Source organism: Bradyrhizobium sp. SHOUNA76, assembly GCF_023006445.1.
Taxonomy (GTDB): Bacteria; Pseudomonadota; Alphaproteobacteria; order Rhizobiales; family Xanthobacteraceae; genus Bradyrhizobium.
Map to the genome: position 1 here is coordinate 48912 of NZ_JALBHA010000003.1, position 23594 is coordinate 72505.

Annotated in this window: 24 protein-coding genes; 9 read left to right on the top strand and 15 right to left on the bottom strand. The window is 64.5% G+C overall.

Features of this window, described 5'->3' with window-relative positions; genetic code table 11:
- Positions 1-77 precede the first annotated feature (77 nt).
- The 4 genes from MOV74_RS01180 (at position 78) to MOV74_RS01195 (ending at position 3022) form a co-directional block, all read left to right on the top strand.
- A complete protein-coding gene (locus tag MOV74_RS01180) occupies positions 78-1127 on the top strand; it encodes a LysR family transcriptional regulator (protein ID WP_246916793.1) in 1050 nt (349 codons plus the stop codon).
- A 29-nt stretch (positions 1128-1156) separates the two neighbouring features.
- A complete protein-coding gene (locus MOV74_RS01185; protein WP_020608151.1) occupies positions 1157-1528 on the top strand; it encodes a helix-turn-helix domain-containing protein in 372 nt (123 codons plus the stop codon).
- A 281-nt stretch (positions 1529-1809) separates the two neighbouring features.
- On the top strand, positions 1810-2631 hold the full coding sequence (locus tag MOV74_RS01190) for an enoyl-CoA hydratase (RefSeq protein ID WP_246916796.1): 822 nt from the start codon (positions 1810-1812) through the stop codon (positions 2629-2631).
- 103 nt (positions 2632-2734) lie between these two features.
- The gene (locus tag MOV74_RS01195; RefSeq protein WP_246916798.1) at positions 2735-3022 is read left to right on the top strand and encodes a hypothetical protein; all 288 of its coding nucleotides are present in this window, start codon (positions 2735-2737) and stop codon (positions 3020-3022) included.
- A gap of 33 nt (positions 3023-3055) precedes the next feature.
- Here MOV74_RS01195 and MOV74_RS01200 read toward each other — a convergent pair whose 3' ends face one another.
- The 3 genes from MOV74_RS01200 to MOV74_RS01210 form a co-directional block, all read right to left on the bottom strand.
- Positions 3056-4135 carry an isocitrate/isopropylmalate dehydrogenase family protein gene (locus MOV74_RS01200; protein WP_246916801.1) on the bottom strand — a complete coding sequence of 360 codons (1080 nt, stop codon included), beginning with the start codon at positions 4133-4135 and terminating at the stop codon, positions 3056-3058.
- Positions 4136-4268: 133 nt separating this feature from the next.
- Positions 4269-5336, bottom strand: coding sequence for an alcohol dehydrogenase (locus MOV74_RS01205; RefSeq protein ID WP_246916804.1), 1068 nt, complete (start codon positions 5334-5336; stop codon positions 4269-4271).
- A 148-nt stretch (positions 5337-5484) separates the two neighbouring features.
- On the bottom strand, positions 5485-6681 hold the full coding sequence (locus MOV74_RS01210; protein ID WP_246916807.1) for a CaiB/BaiF CoA-transferase family protein: 1197 nt from the start codon (positions 6679-6681) through the stop codon (positions 5485-5487).
- Between the two features lie 194 nt (positions 6682-6875).
- Here MOV74_RS01210 and glgA point away from each other — a divergent pair, with 194 nt between their 5' ends.
- A complete protein-coding gene (gene glgA / locus MOV74_RS01215) occupies positions 6876-8291 on the top strand; it encodes a glycogen synthase GlgA (protein ID WP_246916810.1) in 1416 nt (471 codons plus the stop codon).
- A gap of 201 nt (positions 8292-8492) precedes the next feature.
- Here the strand turns inward: glgA and MOV74_RS01220 are convergent, their stop codons facing one another.
- The 11 genes from MOV74_RS01220 to MOV74_RS01270 form a co-directional block, all read right to left on the bottom strand.
- Positions 8493-9443 carry an oxygenase MpaB family protein gene (locus MOV74_RS01220; protein WP_246916813.1) on the bottom strand — a complete coding sequence of 317 codons (951 nt, stop codon included), beginning with the start codon at positions 9441-9443 and terminating at the stop codon, positions 8493-8495.
- Between the two features lie 73 nt (positions 9444-9516).
- Positions 9517-9684 carry a cbb3-type cytochrome oxidase assembly protein CcoS gene (gene ccoS, locus MOV74_RS01225; protein WP_063984819.1) on the bottom strand — a complete coding sequence of 56 codons (168 nt, stop codon included), beginning with the start codon at positions 9682-9684 and terminating at the stop codon, positions 9517-9519.
- Positions 9684-11873, bottom strand: a complete 2190-nt coding sequence (locus MOV74_RS01230) for a cation-translocating P-type ATPase (RefSeq protein ID WP_246916815.1) — start codon at positions 11871-11873, stop codon at positions 9684-9686. Before MOV74_RS01230 ends, ccoS begins: the two co-directional genes overlap by 1 nt.
- Before the next feature lie 11 nt (positions 11874-11884).
- Positions 11885-12376, bottom strand: a complete 492-nt coding sequence (locus MOV74_RS01235; protein ID WP_246916818.1) for a FixH family protein — start codon at positions 12374-12376, stop codon at positions 11885-11887.
- Between the two features lie 19 nt (positions 12377-12395).
- Positions 12396-13862 carry a cytochrome c oxidase accessory protein CcoG gene (gene ccoG / locus MOV74_RS01240; RefSeq protein WP_246916821.1) on the bottom strand — a complete coding sequence of 489 codons (1467 nt, stop codon included), beginning with the start codon at positions 13860-13862 and terminating at the stop codon, positions 12396-12398.
- 123 nt (positions 13863-13985) lie between these two features.
- Positions 13986-14858 carry a cytochrome-c oxidase, cbb3-type subunit III gene (ccoP, locus tag MOV74_RS01245; protein ID WP_246916824.1) on the bottom strand — a complete coding sequence of 291 codons (873 nt, stop codon included), beginning with the start codon at positions 14856-14858 and terminating at the stop codon, positions 13986-13988.
- A gap of 6 nt (positions 14859-14864) precedes the next feature.
- Entirely contained in the window at positions 14865-15029 is a 165-nt protein-coding gene (locus tag MOV74_RS01250; protein WP_246916827.1) for a cbb3-type cytochrome c oxidase subunit 3, read from the bottom strand.
- Between the two features lie 13 nt (positions 15030-15042).
- Positions 15043-15777 carry a cytochrome-c oxidase, cbb3-type subunit II gene (gene ccoO, locus MOV74_RS01255; protein WP_246916830.1) on the bottom strand — a complete coding sequence of 245 codons (735 nt, stop codon included), beginning with the start codon at positions 15775-15777 and terminating at the stop codon, positions 15043-15045.
- A gap of 12 nt (positions 15778-15789) precedes the next feature.
- Entirely contained in the window at positions 15790-17439 is a 1650-nt protein-coding gene (gene ccoN / locus MOV74_RS01260) for a cytochrome-c oxidase, cbb3-type subunit I (protein WP_246916833.1), read from the bottom strand.
- Between the two features lie 346 nt (positions 17440-17785).
- Positions 17786-18211 (bottom strand): HPP family protein, encoded by a 426-nt coding sequence (locus MOV74_RS01265; RefSeq protein ID WP_246916836.1) that lies wholly within the window; start codon positions 18209-18211, stop codon positions 17786-17788.
- A 34-nt stretch (positions 18212-18245) separates the two neighbouring features.
- Positions 18246-19079 carry a universal stress protein gene (locus MOV74_RS01270; protein WP_246916839.1) on the bottom strand — a complete coding sequence of 278 codons (834 nt, stop codon included), beginning with the start codon at positions 19077-19079 and terminating at the stop codon, positions 18246-18248.
- A gap of 200 nt (positions 19080-19279) precedes the next feature.
- Between MOV74_RS01270 and fixL the strand changes: the two genes are divergently transcribed.
- The 4 genes from fixL (at position 19280) to MOV74_RS01290 (ending at position 22681) form a co-directional block, all read left to right on the top strand.
- Complete coding sequence (gene fixL, locus MOV74_RS01275) at positions 19280-20797, top strand: sensor protein FixL (RefSeq protein WP_246916842.1); 1518 nt, start codon at positions 19280-19282, stop codon at positions 20795-20797.
- A 3-nt stretch (positions 20798-20800) separates the two neighbouring features.
- On the top strand, positions 20801-21418 hold the full coding sequence (gene fixJ / locus MOV74_RS01280; protein WP_246916843.1) for a response regulator FixJ: 618 nt from the start codon (positions 20801-20803) through the stop codon (positions 21416-21418).
- 44 nt (positions 21419-21462) lie between these two features.
- On the top strand, positions 21463-21879 hold the full coding sequence (locus tag MOV74_RS01285) for a response regulator transcription factor (protein ID WP_246916847.1): 417 nt from the start codon (positions 21463-21465) through the stop codon (positions 21877-21879).
- Between the two features lie 103 nt (positions 21880-21982).
- On the top strand, positions 21983-22681 hold the full coding sequence (locus tag MOV74_RS01290; RefSeq protein WP_246916849.1) for a helix-turn-helix domain-containing protein: 699 nt from the start codon (positions 21983-21985) through the stop codon (positions 22679-22681).
- A 67-nt stretch (positions 22682-22748) separates the two neighbouring features.
- Here the strand turns inward: MOV74_RS01290 and MOV74_RS01295 are convergent.
- Positions 22749-23594 (bottom strand): MFS transporter (locus MOV74_RS01295; RefSeq protein WP_246916852.1); only part of this gene is annotated, 846 nt, incomplete at its 5' end.

The following is a 23594-nucleotide window of genomic DNA, read 5'->3' on the forward strand; positions in this document are numbered from 1 at the left end:
AAACTTTACGTCCCCCAACCCGCAGTGGTTGTGGTTTGCGCCAGATTCTGCCAGTTTAGCCTCCCGAAGGAAATTGTATGCACTCCTTAGCGGAAAGGGGCGTTCATCTGGCGGAACGCCCAAAGACAAATCTCAGCGGCCTCTCTGATTGGGATACGGCCCGCATATTTCTCGAAGTCGTCCGATGCGGGAGTTTCCGCTCGGCGGCCGAGCGCTTGTCGTTGTCGATCAACGCCGTGCGCCGGCGGATCGACGATTTCGAACGCCAGACCGGCACGACGCTGTTCACCCGCGACGTCCACGGCACCCATCTGACCGATGAAGGCGCGCTGGTGGTCTCCGCCGTCGAGCGCATGGAGGCCGCCACCTTCGACGTGCTGCGCGCCAGCGACTCGATGGCCAATGCCCTGTCCGGCGAGGTTCGGGTCGCCGTTACCGAGGGGCTCGGCACGTTCTGGCTCGCTCCGCGCCTGGTTGAATTCCAGCACGCCTATCCGAAGATTCTGGTCGACCTGCATTGCGCGATGCGTTCGGCCGACGTCTCGCGTCACGAGGCCGACGTCGCCATCCATCTGTCGCGTCCCTCGGCGCTCGACATCAAGCTGGTACGGCTCGGCCGCATGCACCTGATGTTCTGGGCCTCCGAAAAATACATTGAAAAGCACGGCGCGCCGCGTTCGGCGGCGGAATTGATCAAGCATCGCCTGGTGCTGCAATTCGCCGATCAGCTCGCCGCCAAGGAATCCTTCGAGAGCTTCTTCCCGGGCGTTTCGGAACGTGACCTCCTGGTCATGAAGACCAACGTCTCGAGCGCCAACTATTGGGCCGTCGCGAATGGCGCCGGCATCGGCGTCTTTCCCAGCTATGCCATTGCGCTTGGCGGGAAGTTGATTCCACTGGAGGTCGAGCTGAACCGACCGCTGGATATCTGGTTGTCCTACCATCCCGGTAGCGGCCGTATTCCGCGCGTGCGGCACATGATCGACTGGCTGATCGAAGCTTTCAGTCCCGCTCGCTTCCCGTGGTTTAAGGAAGAGTTCGTGCACCCGCATGAATTCAAGGACTCGTATATGGGCGAACCCCTGACCCAGCTCTTCGGGGGATTTTCAACCGAAGAACAAAGGTGAGAACAAAGATGAAAGCAGCGGCAAAAAGAATGAAGCAGCGCAGTGCCGGCAAGCCCGACATTGAGCTTGGCAAGCGGATCCGTCTGCGGCGCGTCGAGATGAAGATCTCGCAGGCGGAGCTCGGTGAGAAGCTTGGCGTCAGCTTCCAGCAGGTCCAGAAATACGAGAAGGGCGTCAATCGCGTCGGCGCGGCTCGACTTCAGCAGATCGCCTCCGCCCTCGATGTGCCCGTGACCTTCTTCTACGACGGCGACAACAAGGCCCGCGAAGTCGAGAGCCTGCTGTTCCTCGACAGCGCATTCAGCCTCCGCCTGTTGCGCGCCTACAGCAAGATCAAGGACCAGACGGTGCAACGTCAGCTCGTCTCGTTGATGGAATCTATCGCAGCGAACGAAAGCTGAGGTCGATCGACGGTCTGCCTTTTAGGGCCGATCTTCAATCCGCCGCGTCACGGGGCGCGGCCGGATTGAACGAGACCGGACGAGCATATTCCGGCTCGCGCGCTTACGCGCGGCCTTTCCGGGGCGGTTCGACCGCCCCTTTTTCTTTGCGGCACGATGCTTAGGACGAAGCGCCATGCAATCGCGGAACAGGCGGATGCAGACTCGCGCGCCCTGCCCCGGTTGACCCCGCAAGCGTCCGCGCAGCACATTGCCTCCCGCACATGACAAGCGAGCGCGCGATGCCCGGCATTTCCAGCACGACCGAAACACCTTACGCCGACGGCAAGATCCTCAAGCACGCAGCCAGTGGCGTCGGCGTGATCACCTTCAACAATCCCGACAAGCGCAACGCGATGTCGCTGGAGATGTGGGAGGGATTTGGCGCGGCGCTGACGGCCTTGCGCGACGACGAGACGGTGCGCGTCGTGATCCTGCGCGGAGCCGGCGGCAAGGCGTTCGTCTCCGGCGCCGACATCAGCCAGTTCGAGAAGACGCGCCATAACGCGGCCGCGTCCGAGGAATACGCTAGGCGCAGCGCCGCCCAGCGCGCGCTGCTGGCCGACTATCCCAAACCGACGATCGCCTGCATCGAGGGCTTCTGTCTCGGCGCCGGCATGCAGGTCGCGATGCTCGCCGACATTCGTATCGCCGCACACGGCAGTCAGTTCGGCATTCCCGCGGCCAGGCTCGGCATCGCCTATGGTTATGACGGGTTGAAGCATCTGGTGTCGCTGGTCGGCCCGTCCTGGGCGCGCCTCTTGATGTACACGGGCATGCGGATCGATTCCGCCGAGGCGCTGCGCATCGGTCTCGTCGAGCGCGTGTTCCCGGAGGGCGAGCTCTGGGGCGAGACCATGTCGATCGCGCAGACCATCTCCGAGAACGCCCCGCTCGCAATCAAGGCCGCCAAGATCACCATCGCGCAGGTGCTGAAGGACGAAAGCCAGCGCGACATGGAGGCAATCCAGGCGGTCGGCCATGCCTGCATGGACAGCGCGGATTTCCGCGAGGGCCGGCAAGCCTTCATGGAGAAACGCCGGCCCAAATTCCAGGGGCGCTGAATCTGAACCTTCATTCAGGAAGATTAAATCCGCGCACGACCGCACCCCGATAGCAACCAGTTTATCTGTCGCAGGTTCTCTCGCCACCAACGAGGAGATTGCGATGAAATTCAAATTTGCTGTTCTTGGTCTCGCAGCTCTGGGCGGTGCGGCGCTCGCCTCGGGCTCGGCGTTCGCGGCAATGCCGAACGGCATTCCCCAGGCGGATCGAATCGCGAGCGGCCCGGCCGCTGACATCGATCAGGTGCGCTGGGTCTGCAACCCCTGGGGCCGTTGCTTCTGGCGTCCGAACTATTACGGCGCCTACGGCTATTACGGCGGCCCGCGACGCTTCTACGGCCCCCGTCCGTGGGGCTGGGGTCACCGCCATCACCACTGGCGCCGCTGGTGAACACGAAGGGGCCTGCGGGCCCCTTTTCTTTGACTACAGCGCCGCCAGCACCGCCTTGGTAATATCCGCCGTGCCGTTGCTGCCGCCGAATTCCATCGGCTTGATGCCGCCGGCATAGACCTGATCCACCGCACGCTCGATGGTCTCGCCGGCTTCCGCCGCACTCTCGATGCCGTGCTTGTCGGCGAGCCAGTCCAGCATCATCGCCGCCGACAGGATCATGCCGGTGGGATTGGCCTTGCCCTGCCCCATGATATCGGGCGCGGTGCCGTGGCAGGGCTGGAACACGGCGTATTTGTCGCCGATGTCGGCCGACGGCGCCATGCCGAGGCCGCCGATCAGGCTCGCGGTGATGTCGGAGACGATGTCGCCGAACATGTTCTCCATCACCATCACGTCGAAATCCCAGGGCCGCTTGACCAGCATCGCCGAGCAGGCATCGACATAGAGCCGGTCGGTCTTCACATCAGGATGCTTCTTCTCGATCTCGTCGAAGATGCCGCGGAAGAACGCAAACGCCTTGAACACATTCGCCTTGTCGACGCAGGTGAGCGCACCGGGCTTGCCGCGCGCCTTGCGCCGCTCCGCCAGGCGAAACGAGAACTCGAACAGGCGCTCTGATGTCCGGCGCGTGATCACCATGGTCTCGCGCGCGTCCTCATGGGTGACGACGCCCTTGCCCATCGAGGCGAACAGGCCCTCGGTGGATTCGCGGATGACGACGAGATCGATGCCGCGCTGGTCAGCACCGACGATCGGGCTCGGCACGCCGGGAATGAGGCGCGCGGGCCGCACGCCGGCATAGAGATCGAAGATGAAACGCAGCTCGATCTGCGGCGCGATCTCGGTGTTGTCGGGGTAGCGCACCGACGGCAGGCCGCAGGCGCCGAGCAGGATCGCGTCCGCCTCCTCGCACAGCTTGATCGTGCTATCCGGCATCGACTTGCCGGTGGCGAGATAATTGTTGGCGCCGGCCGGCGCCTCGGTGAAGCGGAAGCGCAGATCCGATTTTTGCTCGATCTTGCGCAGCACCTCGAGGGCCGGCGCCATGACTTCGGGACCGATGCCGTCACCGGCGAGCACGGCAATGTGGAAGGCGTTGTTTGCGGACATGGAGGGCCTCGAGAAAGAAGTTAGCCAAGTCGTCATTGCGAGCGAAGCGAAGCAATCCAGAATCTTTCCGCGGGGGGCAGTCTGGATTGCTTCGTAGCTTCGCTCCTCGTAATGACGGAGGAGAGAGCGTTCGTTACGGCGTCAGCACCGTGCGCCCGACCACCGCGCCCTGCTGCAATTGCAGCAGCGCGTCATTGGCCTTGGCGAGCGGGGCTGTCGTCACGGGGATCGGCGGCACCCTTTTTGTTCGCACGAGCTCGAGCAGCTCCTGCGTCTCGCGCAGATTGCCGACGTAGCTGCCCTGGATCGTCACCGCCTTGATCGGAATCAGCGGCAGCGCCCAGGTCGCGCCGCCGCCGAACAGGCCGACGATGACGAGCTTGCCGCCCTTGGTCAGGCAGTCGAATCCGAGCTGCGTCGTCGCGGCGTTGCCGACGAGGTCAATCACGGCGCGGATCGGGCCGCCCGCCTTCTTCGCAAGCTGCTCCAGCGCATCCGGCGCCTTGGGATCGACGGTGGCGAGCGCGCCGGCCTTCTCAGCCGCCTCGCGCTTTCTGGCGTCGATATCGACCATGATCGCGCCCTTGCCGCCCATCGCCTTCAAGAGCGACAGGGCCATCAGGCCGAGGCCGCCGGCACCGAACATCACGATCGGCGTGTCGAAATGCTGCTCGACTTTCTTCAGCGCGCTGTAGGTGGTGACGCCCGAGCACGCATAGGGCGCGGTCGTCGATGGGTCGAGGCCCTTCAGATTGAGCAGATAGCGCGGATGCGGCACCAGCATGTGATCGGAATAGCCGCCGTCGCAATAGACGCCGAGCGAGCGCGGCGTCAGGCACATGTTCTCGTCGCCCGCCAGACACGTGGCGCATTTACCACAGCCGATCCAGGGATAGACGAGACCGACGTCGCCGAGCTTGAGGTCGCCCTGGTCGGTCGGCTTCACGTCGGGGCCGAAGGCGAGGACTTCGCCGACCGTCTCGTGCCCCATGGTCAGCGGCAGATTGATGCCGCGGTCCTTCAGCGACAGCGGCTTGCGGCCATGGCCGAGATCGTAGCCGCCTTCCCAGATGTGGAGATCGCTGTGGCAGACGCCGGCCGCCTTCACCTTGATCAGCACCTGCGTGCCCGAGGGTTGCGGCGTCGCCTCGTCGAACTCCTGCAGCGGCGCCTTGAAATCGGCAACCTTGAAACTCTTCATTGGCGTCCTCCCGGCATGCTTGTCGTTATCGCCCACCATGCCATGGGCGGCGTGGCGAGACAAACCTGGGCCTGTCTAGTCGACGCTAGCCGATGATGACAAGCCGACGGAACGCAAGGCCGCATTGCTTGTTGCACGACACCCAGTTTCAGCGTGTCGCGGCCGTTTTGCCCGTCGGAATTGGCGCATCATCGGCGAGGCCGACTTCGTCGCGCAGCGCATCCGTATGCTCGCCGAGCACGGCCATCGTCTTGGCGGGCTTGGTGTCGGCGCCCGACATCCGGAACGGCACGTTGAGCACCTGAAAGGAGCCTCCCTCGTCGCGCACCTCGGAGAGCGCCTGCCGGTGCGCGAGTTGCGGATCGGTCAGTGCCTCGGACACGGTGCGATAGGCCGAAGCCGGCACGCCGGCCGAGCCCAGCGTGGCGAGACACGCATCGGTCGTGAGCTGCCGTGACCAGGCTTCGACGCCGTCCATCATCTCGACCCAGTTCTCGCGGCGCGCGGCGTAGGTCGAGAAGCGCGGATCGGAGATCCAGGCGGGGCGGCCGATCACTCCCATCAAGCCCTGAAACGTCTTTTCGCTGGCGACAGTGATCATGACATAGCCGTTTGCCGTCTCGGTTGGCCCGAACATCGGGCGCGCGGTCGGCTTCACCGTGAATTGCGAGGTCTGCAATTCGGTCAGCGTCAGTGACAGCATGGTTTCCATCATGGAGACGTCGATGTGCTGGCCAACCCCTGTCACAGTGCGCTGATAGAGCGCGGACGCGATTGCGCCGAAGCCGTAGGTGCCGGTGACGACGTCGGCATGATAGATGCCGCAGGAATCGGGGCGGCTGCGGCCGGGCTGGTAGGAGAGATGCGCCATGTCGTAGCCGGAGGCCGCATGGATCACCGGCGCATAGGCCGGCAGCTCGGCCGAGGGGCCGGTCTGGCCGTAGCCCGAGATCGAGCAGTAGATCAGCTTGGGGTTGAGCGGACGCAGACTGTCGTAGTCGAGCCGCAGCCGGTGCATCACGCCGGGGCGAAAGTTCTCGACCAGGATGTCCGCGCTCGCGGCCAGCCGGCGCACCGCCTCCTTGCCGTCTTCGGACTTGAGGTCGAGCACCAGGCTCTTCTTGCCGACATTGAGCTGGCCGAAGGCGGTGCTGCACCCCTGGCGCAGCGGCGGTCGGGTCCGCATCGTCTCACCGCCGTCGGTCTCGATCTTGATGACCTCGGCGCCCATGTCGGCGAGCATCCGCGTGCAATGGGGACCGGCGATCGTGGTCGAAAAATCCAGGACGCGCAGCCCCGCGAACGCCTTTGTCGTCGTCCCCTCATGCTTATCTGCTAGCTGCATGCCTGCTTACGTCCTTGGGTCTCTTAGGAACTATCGAAGTTCTCTGTTGTTGATGCGGCGACCCTAGAGGGCGGCGGCTGAGTAGGAAAGTGTTTACCGAACGGGCGCGCCGCGTGGGCGGGCTTTAAGAATTCCGGGACAACTGGACCCGTTCTTGCATAGTAGCGAACGGGATCGGAAGAGGGCAGCTGTTCTTGAGGGTCTTGTTCGTCACCACAGAGATGGACGACTTCGTCCGCGTTGGCGGACTTGGAGCCGTTTCGGCCGCCCTCCCCCGCGCCCTTCGCTCCTTTGCCGATATCCGGATCATGCTGCCCGGCTATCGCGACATCATCGAGCAACTCACGCATATTCAGATCGTTGGCCGCAGCCCCGCGTTCGCGGAAATGCCGGCCTGCTCGCTCGGCCGCGCCGCGACCAAGGACGGACTGCCGGTCTACGTGCTGTTGTGCTCACAACTTTACGACCGCCCCGGCAACCCCTATGGCGACGAGTCCGGGCACGACTGGCCGGACAACGACATCCGCTTCGCGCGCCTTGCCTCGGCAGCGGCTGAGCTCGCCATGGGCAAGCTGGACAAGAATTGGGCAGCAGACCTTATCCATGCCAATGACTGGCAGGCCTCGCTCGTGCCGGCTTATCTTGCCTGGCGCGGCGCCAAGCTGCCGTCGATCCTGACCATTCACAACCTCGCCTATCAGGGCCTCTTCCCGAAGGACTCGCTGCGGCGGATCGGCGCACCGGAGAGCTCCTTCCACATCGACGGCGTCGAATTCTATGATCAGGTCTCCTTCCTCAAGGCCGGCCTCGTCTACGCCTCGCACCTCACCACCGTCAGCGGCACTTATGCGCGCGAGATCACGACGGAGGAATTCGGCTGTGGCCTCGAGGGACTGCTTCGCGTCCGCTCCGACGCCGCCGAGCTCACCGGCATCCTCAACGGCATCGACGAGAGCTGGGACCCGCGCTCCTGCGCCCAACTCGCCCAGCAATTCGGCGCCGGCGACTGGGTCGGCAAGAAGGCCAACGCGGATTACGTCCGCAAGCAGTTCGGCTTGGCGGTCTCGCGCGGCCCGATGTTCGGCATCGTCGCCCGGCTCGTGCATCAAAAGGGCATCGACCTCGTGCTGTCGGCCGCCGATGAAATCGTCGATGCCGGCGGGCAGATCGTGGTCACCGGCTCCGGTGAGCCGGCGCTCGAGCAGGCCTTGATCGACGCGCATCGCCGCCGCCCCGACGCCATCGGCGTGGTGATCGGCTTCAACGACGCCCAGGCCCGCCGCATCTTTGCCGGCAGCGACTTCACCTTGATGCCGTCGCGCTTCGAGCCGTGCGGGCTCAGCCAGATGTACGCCCAGCGCTTCGGCTCGCTGCCGATCGGGCACCAGACCGGCGGCCTTGCCGAGACCATCACCGACGGCGAGACCGGATTCCTGTTCTCGAAACCCTCGCGCGATTCCTTCCTCGGCGGCGTGCGCCGGGCCTTCTCGGCCTTCGTGGCGCACGACCAGCTCGACACCATGCGCCGCAGCGCCATGGGGCGCTCGTTCTCCTGGAGCATCTCGGCCGGCAGCTACAGCGCGCTGTATAGGAAGTTGGCGTCGGTGTGAGAGGCGACGGCGCTTCCTCACACTCCGTTCATACGAGCGCCGCTCCATCACCGTCACCCTGAGGTGGCCGCTTCTTCAGCGGCCCTCGAAGGCGACGGCCCGCCTGCAGCAGCGGGGCCGTGCATCCTTCGAGGCTCCGCTCGCGATGCGTCGCATCGCAAGCCTCGCACCTCAGGATGACGGAGCTAAGAGCTGAGCACTTCACCCCTTCCCGCGCACATCCATCTGCGGCCGGCCGATCCACGCCCTGTTCAGACAGCGGACCATCCAATCGGGCTGCGGCTCGCCCCGCAAGCGCGCCTGCGCTTCCTGGTAGGGGCCGACATAGCGCAACCTATCAGGCAATCTTGGATAGACCCGCCTGATCCATCTCAGCGCTCGTTCAGCGGATCTGGTGTCGCGCTCGTCGAGCTCGAATCCGAAGCCCGCGCGCAAGCGCTCCGGCAACATCCTCGCCGTGAGCGCGCGATACCAACGCGGCGGCCGCAACCACGGACGCGTGCCGCCAAAGATCTGCGCGGCGATCTCGCGTGCCGCCGGGCTGACGGTCAGCGTCTCCGATTGCGCCATCGCCGCGGTGTAGGCCGTAAAGCCCGACCAATCCGCCGGCAGGTGGTCCGCCGTTAGTCCGAACAAGGATCCGAACAGCCGGCTCTCGGTCCAGTAACGCTCGCGCTCCTCCGCCGAGAGAGGCGGCAGGACCAGATCGTGCGCCATCAGCGCGGACTCCACCAGCGTCGCATGGACCCAGCGCAGCGACGGGATGTCGTTCGCACAATAGCGAGAACCTGCAGCAAAGGGGCCGACTGTCTCGGGCATCTCGCCGGCGATCATGCTGTGACGCCGATGCAGCTGGCGCGCTGACAGCAGCGCCCGGTCGAGCGAGCCGAACACCATGGCAAAGACGATGTCGAAGGTGCGGTGGAAGCGACCGATCGGATCGGCAAAGGTGTTGGAATGCTCGGCGATGGCGGCGGCGACCCAGGGATGGGCCAGTTGCAGGAGCAGCGCGCGGCCGGCGCCGAGAAAGATGACCGCCTCGCGGTCCATCCGCCAGGTCAGCGTGTCAGGACCGAATATGCCTGCGATCGGGTCCAGCGCGTCAGCGCGGACCTGATCGAGTGCTGCTTCCAGATCTTTCTCGGCGACCAATGGCAGAATCTCGGCTGCGAACGAGACCGAACAATCCGCAAGGCCTGTGGCAATTCGATGAACGGGCAGCCGCCTAGCGCTTCGCCGGGGCGTCCTGCGGCGGCTCGTCGTCGGCGATGGCGCGCCAGGCGGCGCCGTCGAGATCGTCGTATTGGCCGCTGCGGAGCGACCAGAGGAAGGCGACGAGACCGGCACCTCCGAGCATCAGCGCCAGCGGGACCAGGATGACCAGGATTTCCATCACACGATCTCCCGCGAGGCGCCGCGCGCGCGCAGCGAATTCAGCATGACCAGGATCGAGGATCCGCTCATGGCCGCAGCCGCGATCAGGGGCGTCACGACGCCGCTGATCGCAACCGGCACCGCCAGGACATTATATCCGATCGCAAGCCAGAGATTCTGCCGCATCAGATGCAGCGCCTTGCGTGAAGCGTCGATGGCCGCGACCACCGGAGCCAGCGGCCGGCCAAGGAAGACGAGGTCGGCAGTGGCCTGGCTCAGATGCGCGGCCGAGATCGGCGACATCGAGACATGGGCTGCCGCGAGCGAGGGCGCGTCGTTCATGCCGTCGCCGACCATCAGCACTTTTGCGCCGCGCCGCTTCAATTCCTCGATCCGCGCGATCTTGTCGGCCGGCGTGACGGCGGCGCGCCATTCGGGAATGTCGAGCGCATGGGCCGCCGCCTTCACCGCCGGCTCGCGGTCGCCGGAGAGAATCTCGATGCCGATGTTGCGCGCCTTCAGTGCCGCGATCACAGCCTGCGCATCCGGACGCAGGCCCTGGCGGACCGAGAGGATGAAGCTTTCGCTGCCCTTGCTGAAAGCGACGATGGAGGCTTCGGGATCGACCATGGCGCTGCCGACCAGTGCCTCCGCGCCGCAGAAAGAAGGGCGGCCAAGGCGGAGCTCGACGCCGTCCAATGTCGCACGGACGCCCTGCCCGGCCTCTTCGACCGCACCGACAACAGGTGATCTGGCGCCGGCCGCTTGCGCGACGGCGGCGGCAACCGGATGATGGCTCGACAGCGCAAGGCGGCCGGCGAGCTCGAAGACATCGGCGGGAATGTCGGCGGCATTCATCACTTCGAGATCGGGCAGCGTCAGCGTGCCGGTCTTGTCGAAGATGACATGGTCGGTCTCGGCCAACCGCTCGATGGCGTCGCCGGAGTTCAGCAGCACGCCGGACTTGAACATCGCACCGGAGGCGATCGTCTGCACGGTCGGAATGGCAAGCCCCAGCGCGCAGGGACAGGTAATGATCAGCACGGCAACGCCGGTCACGATCGCATCATGCCAGGACGCGCCGGCAATGACCCAGCCGAGAATGGTCAGAAATGCGGTCGCATGCACCACCGGCGCGTACAGCCGCGAGGCGCGGTCGGCGAGGCGCATGTAGCGCGAGCGGGCCTGGAGCGCGTTGTCGAGCAGCCGCGTGATCTCGGCGAGCAGCGTCGCCTCGGACGCGGCCGAGACCCGCACCCGCAGCGTGCCGGAGATGTTCATCGATCCCGCATAGACCGGCGTGCCCTGCTCGGCCGTGACATAGAGCGTCTCGCCGGTGATCAGGTTCTGGTCGATCTCCGAACGCCCCTCGATCACGGTGCCGTCGACCGCGCAGCGCTCGCCGGGCCGCAACAGCACGATGTCGCCGGGATGGATCGCGGCCACCGGCACCTGCGAGATTTCATCAGGACCGACGAACTTCGCGGCCGTTTCCGCCTTCAGCGCCGCGAGATTGCCGGCGACGGCGCGGGTTCGCCGGCGCATGTTCTGGTCGAGGAAGCGGCCGACCAGGAGGAAGGTCAACAGCATGATCGCCGCGTCGAAATAGGCGTGCTCGGCGTGGTGGATGGTCTCGACCAAGGACATGCCGAGCGCGAGGATCACGCCGATCGAGATCGGCACATCCATGTTGGTGGTCTTGTTCGATAGCGCGCGCCAGGCCGAGCGGAAGAACGGCTGGCCGGCATAGGCCGCCGCCGGCAATGCGATCAGCGCCGACAGCCAATGAAAGAAGTCGCGCTGCTCGGGCAGCATGTCCGAGACGTTGCCCGACCACACCGGGATCGACAGCATCATCACGTTCATGGTGGCGAACGCCGCGACGCCGAGGCAGCGCAGCAGGAAGCGCGATCCGGCGACCTCCGCCACCTCCGCGCTCTCGGTCTCGAACGGATAGGCCTTGTAGCCTAGCTCCTCGAGGCGATCGATGAACCGACTCGGGTCGAGCGTGCCCGCCTTCCATTCCAGCGCGACGCGGCGGTCGGTGAGATTGACGCGCGCCAGCGTGACGTCGGGAATGGCGGACAGGCCGCGTTCGATCTTGGCCATGCAGCCGGCGCAGTGAACGCCTTCGACCGCGAGATCGATGTGCTGGACGCCCTCGCCCGCGGTCCGGACGTAGTGCGAGAAATCCCGCGTGACGTGCATGTCGAAGTCCCTCAGTTCAGGATCACGCGGTTGCGCGACAGGAACACGCGCGTCCCCCGCGCCTCGCCCTCGATCACCAGATCCCATTGCCCGGGCGCGACGGACTCGGCATTGCCGCGATAGAGGCCGATGCCGGCCTCGGTGAGCTCGACGGCGAGATCGGCGCGCTTGTCGGTCGGCCGCTCCAGCCGTCCGCCGAATTTCAGTCCGGCGATCGGCTGACCGCCGGCATCGCGGGCTTCGACCTGGACCACGGCGCCGCCGTCGTTGCGGCGCTCGATATGGGCGTTGACCTTCCATTTGCGCAGCGCCTGGTCATGCGCCGCCGAGATCTCGCGGTCGTAGGTCAGGCCGGCGGCATAGGGGCTGTCCACATCGGTGCCGGGCAGCGTCGCGATCGCGAGCTTCATCATGGTGACGTTGACGCCGATCACGAGGCCGAAGAAAGCGACCAGCATCAGGAAGACTTTTGTTCCGGTCAGCGGCTTCGGGGCGGATGCCATGGCTCACTCCAGACTTTTCTTAAGGCGAGACGAAATTATCGGTGGCGGAAGCGACCTCGCCGAGCCCGATATCGGTGACGTGGAAGCGAACGGGGACCGACTTCTCCGTATTGTTCTCGGCCGGCGCCGTGACGAGCAGCCGCAGCTCGCTGGTGGAGTCGCGCGGGATCACGATCATCGGCCTGTCCGGCGTCACTGAATCGACGCCGATCACGTGAATGGTCGCGTTGGCCGGACCGTTCGCGTCGATCGCGATGACACGGTCGTAGCCGCTCTTGTTCAGCAGGCGCACCGTGTAGGCGTTGCGGATCGAGCCGTCGCTGAGCTTGACCGCGACCGGATTGCGATCGTGCAGGACGTTGACGTCGAGCAGGCTGCGCGTCGCCAGCGTGTAGATCATGAAGCCGCCGATGGCCGCAATGATGGCGCTGTAGACGATGGTGCGGGGCCGGACGATGCGGTAGATCGGCGCCTTGCCTTCCTGGCGGCGCTGAATGTTGATGTCGTTGTCGTAGCCGATCAGGCGCTTCGGCCGGCCGATTTTCGTCATCACGTTGTCGCAGGCGTCGATGCAGAGACCGCACTGGATGCATTCCATCTGCGGTCCGTTGCGGATGTCGATGCCGGTGGGGCAAACCGCGACGCACTGGTAGCAATCCACGCAATCGCCAACCTGCTCGCCGAGCGCGCGCAGCTCGGCGGCCTTTTTGACCGACGTGCGCTTCTCGCCGCGGTCGTAGCGGTAAGTGACGTTGAGCGCCCATTCGTCGGTGAGCGCGGCCTGGATCCGCGGCCAGGGGCACATATAGGTGCAGACCTGCTCGCGCATGTAGCCGGCGAGCAGATAAGTCGTCGCGGTGAGGATACCGATCCAGATATAGGCGATCATCGGCCCCTGGAAGGTGACGAGCTCTTTCACCAGGGTCGGCGCATCGTTGAAGTAGAGCACCCAGGCGCCGCCGGTCCACCAGGCGATCATGAGCCAGATCGAATGCTTGAGCACGATCTCGGAGATCCGCTCGAGCTTCAGCGGATCGGACGATTTGTCCTTCTTCATCCGCTCGCGCCGGTCACCCTCGACCAAACGCTCGACGGCATAGAACAGGTCGGTCCACACCGTCTGTGGGCAGAGATAGCCGCACCAGATGCGGCCGCCGACCGAGTTCATCAGGAACAGCGCCACCGCGGCCACGATCAACAGGCCGGTGAAGTAGTAGACCTCCTGCGGCCACAGCTCGATGAAGAAGAAGTAGAAGCGGCTGTTGGGAAGATCGATCAACACCGCCTGGCTGGGGGCGCCGAGGCCGCGGTTCCAGCGCACGAAGGGGAGGAAATAATAGACACCGAGGCAGACCGCCATCAGGCTCCATTTGATCCGGCGGAACGTGCCGGAGACGCTCTGAGGATAGACCTTTTTTTGAGCCGCGTAGAGCGGCCCGTTGTGGTCATCCGATGTGAGGTCTTTCGGGTTCACGGTCTTGTTCATCGCTTAGAAATTCTCGAAGAGGTGCGATTAAACCTAGACCCGGCATCGTCGCGCCGTTTGATCCAGCTCAAACGAGGGCGCTTTTGTTCGCCCCCGCTAGAATCCTTTGAGCCGCGGGATCTGCTATTTTCCGCCGCCCAGCGAGTGGACGTAGACCGCCATCGCCTTGATGGTGGCAGGATCAAGCCGCCCTTCCCAGGCTGGCATGACGCCGGCACGACCTTGGCTGATGGTCTCGATCAAAGCCGCTTCGTCGGAGCCGTAGAGCCAGATCTTGTCGGTCAGGTTTGGAGCGCCCATCTCCGGGTTGCCCTTGCCGCCGTCGCCGTGGCAGGCAACGCAATTCTCCGCGAAGATCTTCTCACCCTTGGCGGCATCGAAGCCGTTGCGGGTCGGAAGGCCAGCCAGCGACCGCACGTAATTGGCGACCGTGACGATCTCGTCGCCCTTCAGCACGCCGTCCTTGCCGAAGGCGAGCATCTGGCCCTCATGGGTCTTGGCATGACCGGAACGCGCGCCGAACTGGATGGTCTGCATGATCTGGTCGAGCGTGCCGCCCCACAGCCAGTCGTCGTCGTTCAGGTTCGGATAGCCCTTGGCGCCGGCGCCACCAGAGCCGTGGCACGGCGCGCAATTGTCGCCGAACACGGTCTTGCCCTTGGCGCGAGCGAGCGCCAGCAGGGCCGGGTCCTTCTCGATGTCGGCGAGCGAGGCCGCGCCCAGCGCCACCATCTTGTCACCGCGGATCTTCTCGAGGTTGGCGAGCTCGACCGCGACGTCGGCGCGCGAGGAGTAGCCGAACATGCCCGTGGTATTGCTGGAGATCAGCGGCCATGCCGGATAGACGATCCAGTAGGCGACCGCCCAGACGATGGTGAGATAGAAGCAGATCACCCACCACCGCGGCAGCGGTGTGTTGAGCTCCTTGATGCCGTCCCATTCATGTCCGGTCGTGGACTTTCCGGTGACGGTATCGACTTCGCTATGATCGGTCATGGTCTCTCACTCCTCCCGCAACGGCAGGTGCGCTGCTTGATCGAAAACAGCCTTGTTACGGGGCCAAAAAGCGTAGGCGATGATCGCGAGAAAGATCGCGACGAACACCGGCGTCCAGATCGTCGTCACGAGCTCGGACGCTAGATTATGGACTGTCAGGATAGCTTTCATCGTTCATGCCTTCTCAGCGAAGATTGGCTTTCTCGTTGTAGATCTTGAAGTCGACCAGCGTGCCGAGCATCTGCAGGTACGCGATCAGCGCGTCCATCTCGGTCGGCGTGCCGGTCTTGCCGTCGAAATTGCGCACGACGGCCTTGGCGTAGCGCTTGTTGAAGGCGTCGGTGCCGGCATTCTCCGGATCGGCCTGGGCCTTCATATCGGCGGCCGCATTGGCGATCTGCTCGTCGCTATAGGGTACGCCGACGATCCTGAGCGCGCGCATGTCGCCGGCGATCGCGTCCGGATCGACCTCGGTCTTGCTGAGGAACGGATAGCCCGGCATCACCGATTGCGGCACGATCGCGCGCGGGTTGGTCAGATGGGTGACGTGCCAGTCGTCGGAGTACTTGGCGCCGACGCGGGCAAGGTCCGGGCCGGTGCGCTTGGAGCCCCACTGGAACGGGTGATCATACATGCTCTCGGCCGCAAGCGAGAAGTGGCCGTAGCGCTCGACCTCGTCGCGCAGGGGGCGGACCATCTGCGAGTGGCAGAGATAGCAGCCCTCGCGGACATAGACGTTGCGTCCCGCGAGCTCCAGCGGCGTATAGGGCCTCACTCCGTCGACCTTCTCGATCGTGCTCTTGAGGTAGAACAGCGGAGTGATCTCGACGAGACCGCCGATCGCGATCACCAGCAGGATGCCGACGATCAGGATGATCGAGTTCTTTTCGAAGACTTGGTGGCGTGTCCAGAACGACATTGCTTTAGCTCCTCATTCCGCCGGCTGAAGAGCGACGGGCATCTGGACTTCCTGCTCGCCGACGCGAACGGTCATCCAGAGATTATAGGCCATGATCAGCGCACCGATCAGGAACAGCCCGCCGCCTGCGGCGCGGATGACGTAGAAGGGATGCATCGCCTCGACGGTCTCGATGAAGGAATATTCGAGGAAGCCGAGCGAGGTGTAGGCGCGCCACATCAGGCCCTGGAGGATGCCGGACACCCACATCGCCGAGATGTAGAGGACGATGCCGAGGGTCGCGACCCAGAAGTGCCAGTTGACGAGCTTCAGGCTGTAGAGCCCCTTGCGATTCCACGCCCACGGCACCAGGCAGTAGAGCGCGCCGAAGGAGACGAAGCCGACCCAGCCGAGCGCGCCGGAGTGCACGTGGCCGATGGTCCAGTCGGTATAGTGGCTGAGCGAGTTGACCACCTTGATCGACATCATCGGCCCTTCGAAGGTCGACATGCCGTAGAAGGCGACGGAGACCACGAGCATGCGCAGCACGGGGTCGGTGCGCAGCTTGTCCCAGGCCCCCGACAGCGTCATCAGGCCGTTGATCATGCCGCCCCAGGAGGGCATCCACAGCATGATCGAGAAGGTCATGCCGAGCGTCTGTGTCCAGTCCGGCAGCGCCGTGTAGTGCAGATGATGGGGACCTGCCCAGATGTAGAGGAAGATCAGCGCCCAGAAGTGGATGATCGACAGCCGGTAGGAATAGATCGGCCGCTCGGCGCGCTTGGGGATGAAGTAGTACATGATGGCGAGGAAGCCGGCGGTCAGGAAGAAGCCGACCGCGTTGTGGCCGTACCACCACTGGAACATGGCGTCCTGGATGCCGCCCCAGGCGACGTAGGACTTCGAGCCGAACACCGAGACGGGAAGCGCCGGATTATTGCCGAGATGCAGCACCGCGATCGTCACGATGAAGGCGAGATAGAACCAGTTCGCGACGAAGATGTGCGGCTCCTTGCGCTTGATGACGGTGGCAAGGAAGACGAGCAGATAGACGACCCAGACGATGGTCAGCCACAGATCGGCATACCATTCCGGCTCGGCATATTCCTTCGACTGGGTGACGCCGAGCAGATAGCCCGTGCCGGCGACCAGAATGAAGAAATTGTAGCCCACGACGACGAACCAGGGCGCGAGGTCACCGGCGAGGCGCGCGCGGCAGGACTTCTGCACCACGTAGAAGGAGGTCGCGATCAGCACGTTGCCGCCGAAGGCGAAGATCACCGCGGAGGTGTGCAGCGGACGCAGGCGGCCGAAGCTGATCCAGGGCAGATCGAAGTTCAGCGCAGGCCAGGCGAGCTGCGAGGCGATGATGAGGCCGACGAGGAAGCCGGCGATGCCCCAGAACATCGCCATGAAGGAGGAGAACTTGATCGGCCCCATGTTGTAGTTGGGACGGCCGTTGATCTCCGCCGGCGGCAGCGCCGCCGGGCGCTCGAAGTAGCGGTTGACGATGCAGAACACCGCAGCCAGGCTTGCCGCCGCGCTGAGCGCGGCATGGAAGGCGAAGGGCGCATCGAGCGCCTTGGCCGAAGCGATCACGCAGAGGAAGGCGGTGACTGCGAACACGACAGCCAAGCCGCTTTCACCGATGGTCATGGATTTGGAAATGGAGGGCTGGCTCATGCGGATTCTCTCTGAAAGAACACAGGGCCAGAAACCACATTCACCCTCGCGGGGAATTGATTGAAATCAAGGGCGGCAATTAAGTTCTGGATCGACTCATTCTTTCGGGATTGCCCCGTATTTCCGCAGAACCGTCAGCTAATGTCTCCCTTGCGGGAGAGGACAGCGCCATCGGGAGATACAAACTGGCTCGGGTGAGGGCATGGCTCCGCGAGCGCAGAATCGTAGGGTGGGCAAAGGCGCGCTTGCGCCGTGCCCACCATCCATCCAACACCGCGGGGAGAAGTGGTGGGCACGCTGCGCTTTGCCCACCCTACGACTCATAACATGAGGAGAAAGGAACAAGTCAGTCCCTTGCCGTCGCCTTGAGTGCCGCGATGACGTCCTCGCGGGCGATGATTCCGACCAGCTTCTGCGCGCCGTCGAGCACGATGATGCTCCTGATGCGGTGCTCGACCATGATCTGGAGCACGCGCGTCAGGCGGGTGTCGGGACTGACATAGATGAATTCTGGCGTCATGACGTCGCCGACCTTGCGGCTCATCAGGTCGTGATAGCGGGGCAGCATCTGGCTCGGCGTGAAGGCGAAGCACTTCAGGATGTCGAATTTGGTGACGATGCCGACCACCTGCCCGTCGTCCTCGACCGGATAGGAGTTGAAATCGTCGGTCTCGAACATCTCGCTGAGCCCGAGCAAGTCGCAGTCGCGCTGCACCGCCTTGACGTTGCGCGTCATGTAGCCCTCGACGGTCTGCTCAAGAAATCTGTACACTGCGCGTCCTCCTCGATTGATTTCCGGCCAGCCGTCAATGCGACAGCAGCACGCTGCGTGCAGTCTGCGTGACCAGATACTGGGTGACGCCGCCCAGGATCAGTTCACGAAATCTCGAATGACCATAAGCGCCCGCTACGATCAGGCCGGCATCAACGTCGCCCGCGAATTTCTCCAGTTGCGCGGCGGCGGTTTCGTTCCGGGCGCCTTCGCAGATACGCGCCGTCGCGGTTACGCCGTGGCGGGCGAGCCAGGCGGCAACGTCGGTGATGCCGGCCATCACGACCGAGCGGTCGTCATCGCGCTCCGGAATTGTGGCGATGGTGACGTCCCTCGCCTTGCGCAGCATCGGCAGCGCATCGGACACCGCCCGCCGCGCCTCCGGCGTGTCCTTCCACGCCACCAGCACGCTGCGCAGATCGAGCCAGTTGGCCCGGTCGGGGACAACGAGAAGCGGGCGGCCGGCCTGCATCACCAGATCCTTGGGGCTTGCGAGCGCGAACGCGTCGGAGAAGGCCGGGCTCTGCCCGCCGCTGACCACGATGTCGGCGCAGCGCGCCTGGGCCAGGACGAATCGCGCCGGAAAGTCCATGGCGCTGCGCCACTCCGCATGTCCGCCACGATTCCTGATGGCGGCGCGGAATTGCGCCTCGAGGCCGGCCAGCCGCCGCTTGACCGAAGCTTCGCCCTCGTCGATCAGCGCTTGCGCCTCGGCCCCGTCAGTGAAATAGAGCGGCGGCGCGAACTGGGCCGCGGCGACCCCAACGATGGCCGCCTCGAAGCGCTCGGCGAGCTCGCCCGCGACCTGGAGACGTGCCTCGTTGGACTGGTCGAGCGCCAGGCTGACCATCACCGTCGCGTATGTCATCGGAAATTCTCCAGTGCAAAGACTTCGGTGAAATTTACGCCTGCCTCCGCACATCGGGATGAGATAGATCAAGGAGGGCGCGGCGCCCGACTTGCCGTCAATCGGCGAGCGGACAGAACTTGCCTCCGGCCCGCCCTTAGGCGACATTGGGAGAGCGGTAATCGCGTCCGGAGCCGCCGCATCAGGATGAGGAGCATCTTTTGTCGCCGACCCGCGTAACGCACTCGCAGGACGATGGTCGGGGCGAACGTTTTCTCGTTCGGATCGAAGGGTTTGGCGTCGGCACCTGGGATCTCGACCTCGCCACACGGGAATTGGACTGGTCCGACACCGCCAGGGCTCTGCTCGGCGTCGAACTGGATCAGCCGCCGAGCTACGACCTCTTTCTGTCGCGGCTTCAAAAGGCGGACCGAGAACGAGTCGAGAGCGCGATCAAGCGCGTGTCCGAGCGGGGCGGCAGCTTCGACGTGTCGTTCAAGGTCGCGAATGCCTCCGGCAGCGGGCAATGGATCCGCGCCCGGGCTGGACTCATTAGAGACGAAGCCGGCGCCGCGCGTCATCTCAGCGGCATCTTTCTGGACATCGACGAGGAAAAGCAGGTCGAGGAGGCGCTGCGCACGCGCGAGAGTCACCTCCGCTCCATCCTCCACACCATTCCCGACGCCATGATCGTCATCGACGGCCACGGCATCATGCAGCTCTTCAGCACGGCTGCTGAGCGCCTGTTCGGCTGGCCCGAGCACGAGGCGATCGGCCAGAACGTCAGCATCCTGATGCCGGAGCCCGATCGCACCCGCCACGACGGTTACATCGCCCGCTACCGCTCCACGAACGATCCGCACATCATCGGCATCGGCCGCATCGTGACCGGCAAACGCCGCGACGGCACGACTTTTCCGATGCACCTGTCGATCGGCGAGATGGAGTCCGGCGGCGAGCCCTATTTCACCGGCTTCGTCCGCGACCTGACCGAGCACCAGCAGACCCAGGCCCGGCTCCAGGAATTGCAATCCGAGCTGGTCCACGTCTCGCGGCTGACCGCGATGGGCGAAATGGCCTCCGCGCTCGCCCACGAGCTCAACCAGCCGCTGGCCGCGATCAGCAATTACATGAAGGGATCGCGGCGCCTCCTCGCCGGCAGCAGCGATCCCAACATGCCGAAGGTTGAAAGCGCGTTGGATCGCGCGGCAGAGCAGGCCTTGCGCGCCGGCCAGATCATCCGGCGCCTGCGCGACTTCGTCTCCCGCGGCGAATCGGAGAAGCGGGTCGAGAGCCTGTCCAAGCTGATCGAGGAGGCCGGCGCGCTCGGGCTCGCCGGCGCGCGCGAGCAGAACGTGCAGCTCCGCTTCAGCCTCGACCCTGACGCCGATCTCGTCCTTGCCGACCGCGTGCAGATCCAGCAGGTGCTGGTCAATCTGTTTCGCAACGCGCTCGAAGCAATGGCGCAGTCATCGCGGCGCGAGCTCGTGGTCGCCAACGCCCGTGTCGCTGACGACATGATCGAGGTGGAGGTCTCCGACACCGGTTCGGGCTTCCGGGACGACGTCATTCCAAACCTGTTCCAGACCTTCTTCACCACCAAAGACACCGGCATGGGCGTAGGGCTCTCCATCAGCCGCTCGATCATCGAGGCTCACGGCGGCCGCATGTGGGCCGAGAGCAACGCGGCGGGCGGAGCGACATTCCGCTTCACCTTGCCGGCAACCGACGAAAGCTGATTCATGACGACCAAGGGACATGTCTACGTCATCGACGACGACGCCGCGATGCGCGATTCGCTGAATTTCCTGTTGGATTCCGCCGGCTTCGGCGTCACGCTGTTCGACGACGCACTAGCCTTTCTCGATGCCTTGCCCGGCCTCGGCTTCGGCTGCGTCGTCTCCGACGTGCGTATGCCCGGCCTCGACGGGATCGAGCTGCTGAAGCGGATGAAGGCGCAGCAAAGCGCGTTCCCGATTTTGATCATGACCGGTCACGGCGACGTGCCGCTTGCGGTCGAGGCGATGAAGCTCGGGGCGGTCGATTTCCTGGAAAAGCCGTTTGACGACGACCGTCTCACCACCATGATCGAATCGGCGATCCGCGAGGCCGAGCCAGCCGCCAAGAGCGAGGCCGTCTCGCAGGACATCGCCGCCCGCGTCGCGTCCTTGAGTCCCAGGGAGCGCCAGGTCATGGAAGGGCTGATCGCGGGCCTGTCCAACAAGCTGATCGCCCGCGAATACGATATCAGCCCGCGCACCATCGAGGTCTACCGGGCCAATGTCATGACCAAGATGCAGGCTGGCAGCCTCTCGGAACTGGTCCGGTTGGCGATGCGTGCCGGCATGCTCAACGATTGAGGCAGGTCAATCCCGCGTCCCGGCGCTGTGCTAGCCTAAGCAGCATGATCGAGGTCGGTTCACATCATGAGCGGCCGTCGTCCTCAGCGCTCTGCACTGTCTATGTGGTCGATGATGACGCCGCCGTCCTGGGATCCCTGCGGTTCCTGCTGGAGACCGACGGCTTCGTCGTGCGAACCTTCAGGAGCGGCACGGCGCTGCTCAATGTCAGCGGCGCGCCCGGACCGGACTGCTACGTCATCGACTACAAGATGCCAGGCATCAACGGCATCGAGCTCGCCGGCCACTTGCGCGAATCCGACCGCGAGACGCCTGTGATCCTGATCACGGGCTATCCCGACGAGAACATCTCGGCCCGGGCAGCGATGGCGGGCATCAAAGAAGTGGTTTTGAAGCCGCTTCTCGACGAAAACCTGGTCAAGTGCATCCGCCATGCCATCCAGGACCGTCCCCGCACCTGACCTACGGGATTCTACGTAGGTAATCGTCCTTAAGATATCGCTCGAAATTTCCGGATTGCGCGATCCCGCGTAGCAATGCTCCATCACAACGGAGATGGCGCAGATGCTCACCCAGACCCTCAACACTCAAGCGATCAACACACAGATTGTTGGCAAGATCGCCCCCGCCCATCCCGTCACCGACCAGTTCGGCGCCATCACCGGCCATGTCGGCCTCGTCGCCACGGAATTCTCCTACCGCAAGGACGAGGAGATCTATGGCGAGGATGAGCCGGCCGAATATGTCTACCAGGTCGTGTCCGGCGCGGTGAGCAGCTACAAGCTCCTGTCGGACGGCCGCCGCCAGATCGGCGCCTTCCATCTTCCCGGCGACGTGTTCGGCCTCGAATCCGGTCCCGCCCACCGCCTTGCTGCCGAAGCCATCATCGACACCACCGTCCGCCTCGTGAAGCGTGCGAGCCTCGAGAAGGCCGCAGGCACCGATGTGCACGTCGCCCGCAAGCTCTGGGCAATGACCGCTGGCGAGCTGCGCCATGCCGAGGACCACATGCTGCTGCTGGGCCGCAAGACCGCGATGGAGCGCGTTGCCACCTTCCTGCTCGAAATGGACCGCCGCCTCGCCGTTGCCGGCATGATGGCGCTGCCGATGTGCCGCCGCGACATCGGCGACTATCTCGGTCTCACGCTCGAAACCGTGTCGCGCGCACTGTCGCAGCTTCACGCCCAGGGCATTCTCGGTTTCTCCGGCGCCCGCCAGATCGTGCTGCGCAACCGTCAGCGCCTGCAGCATCTCGACGCCTGATCTTCCTCCTCCCTACCCACTTGGCCGGCCGAACTCGTTTCGGCCGGCCATTTTCTTTCGCCCGCGATCATGCCGTGCGCCGCGTCTCCGGCATCACGAAGAGAATCAGCAAAAGCCCCATTGCAGCCACGCCGGACAGCCCGATAAAGGCGGTCGCATTGCCGAACTTGTCGCTGACATAACCTCCGAGCACCGTGCTCAGTGACGCGCCGATGCCTGTGGCGGTGCCGACGATGCCCTGCGCCAGGTTGAAATGGCCGCTGCCGAAAGCGACGTCGGCCACGATCAGCGGAATCATCACCGCGAACACCGCCGCGGTGATGCCATCGAACACCTGCACTGCCACCAGCAGGTACGGGTCGCGCACGGTCGCAAACAGCAGACCGCGAATCATCAGCGCGCCGAATCCAATCAGAAGCAACGGCCGCCGGCCCCAGAGCTGCGCCTTGCGGCCGACCGTCGGCGACAGCAGCGCCACGATCGCTTGCGGAACGACGATGCAAAATGCGACGAGCACCGTTGCCCATTGGCTGGACCGCGCCGTTACAGCGCTTGCCATCAGCGGCATCATGGCGGCGTTCGCGAGCTGCAACAGCAGCACGCTGAGGGCGAAGACGATGAGCGGACGCTGCCGGATCAGGTGCCAGATGTTGGTGTCAGCACGGTCGGCGGCTTCAGGCGGCATCTCGCCGTGACAACGCCTGATATCGACCTCCTGCTCGCGGATGCGCGAGAGTGCGATCAGGGTCGGAATTGCGAGCAGGAAGGTGACCAGGAACACCGAGCGGCTCGACAAGAGATAGCCCGCGGTGCCCATCACCGCCGCTGCGACGCCGTTGCCAAGCGAGGCAAAGCGCGCGTTGCGGCCGAGCCGCTCGCCGATCGCGAGCGGACCGACCAGACCAAGGCTGTT

Bases quoted from the DNA above. Each gene is read 5' to 3' on its own strand.
- MOV74_RS01285 (WP_246916847.1), top strand. From the start codon at position 21,463: ATGATCGAGGTCGGTTCACATCATGAGCGGCCGTCGTCCTCAGCGCTC.
- MOV74_RS01190 (WP_246916796.1), top strand. From the start codon at position 1,810: ATGCCCGGCATTTCCAGCACGACCGAAACACCTTACGCCGACGGCAAG.
- MOV74_RS01200 (WP_246916801.1), bottom strand. From the start codon at position 4,135: ATGTCCGCAAACAACGCCTTCCACATTGCCGTGCTCGCCGGTGACGGC.
- ccoP (WP_246916824.1), bottom strand. From the start codon at position 14,858: ATGACCGATCATAGCGAAGTCGATACCGTCACCGGAAAGTCCACGACC.
- ccoS (WP_063984819.1), bottom strand. From the start codon at position 9,684: ATGGAAATCCTGGTCATCCTGGTCCCGCTGGCGCTGATGCTCGGAGGT.
- MOV74_RS01235 (WP_246916818.1), bottom strand. From the start codon at position 12,376: ATGGCATCCGCCCCGAAGCCGCTGACCGGAACAAAAGTCTTCCTGATG.
- MOV74_RS01180 (WP_246916793.1), top strand. From the start codon at position 78: ATGCACTCCTTAGCGGAAAGGGGCGTTCATCTGGCGGAACGCCCAAAG.
- ccoN (WP_246916833.1), bottom strand. From the start codon at position 17,439: ATGAGCCAGCCCTCCATTTCCAAATCCATGACCATCGGTGAAAGCGGC.
- MOV74_RS01185 (WP_020608151.1), top strand. From the start codon at position 1,157: ATGAAGCAGCGCAGTGCCGGCAAGCCCGACATTGAGCTTGGCAAGCGG.
- MOV74_RS01210 (WP_246916807.1), bottom strand. From the start codon at position 6,681: ATGCAGCTAGCAGATAAGCATGAGGGGACGACGACAAAGGCGTTCGCG.
- MOV74_RS01270 (WP_246916839.1), bottom strand. From the start codon at position 19,079: ATGACATACGCGACGGTGATGGTCAGCCTGGCGCTCGACCAGTCCAAC.
- ccoO (WP_246916830.1), bottom strand. From the start codon at position 15,777: ATGTCGTTCTGGACACGCCACCAAGTCTTCGAAAAGAACTCGATCATC.
- fixJ (WP_246916843.1), top strand. From the start codon at position 20,801: ATGACGACCAAGGGACATGTCTACGTCATCGACGACGACGCCGCGATG.
- MOV74_RS01290 (WP_246916849.1), top strand. From the start codon at position 21,983: ATGCTCACCCAGACCCTCAACACTCAAGCGATCAACACACAGATTGTT.
- MOV74_RS01205 (WP_246916804.1), bottom strand. From the start codon at position 5,336: ATGAAGAGTTTCAAGGTTGCCGATTTCAAGGCGCCGCTGCAGGAGTTC.
- MOV74_RS01230 (WP_246916815.1), bottom strand. From the start codon at position 11,873: ATGCACGTCACGCGGGATTTCTCGCACTACGTCCGGACCGCGGGCGAG.
- ccoG (WP_246916821.1), bottom strand. From the start codon at position 13,862: ATGAACAAGACCGTGAACCCGAAAGACCTCACATCGGATGACCACAAC.
- MOV74_RS01195 (WP_246916798.1), top strand. From the start codon at position 2,735: ATGAAATTCAAATTTGCTGTTCTTGGTCTCGCAGCTCTGGGCGGTGCG.
- MOV74_RS01250 (WP_246916827.1), bottom strand. From the start codon at position 15,029: ATGAAAGCTATCCTGACAGTCCATAATCTAGCGTCCGAGCTCGTGACG.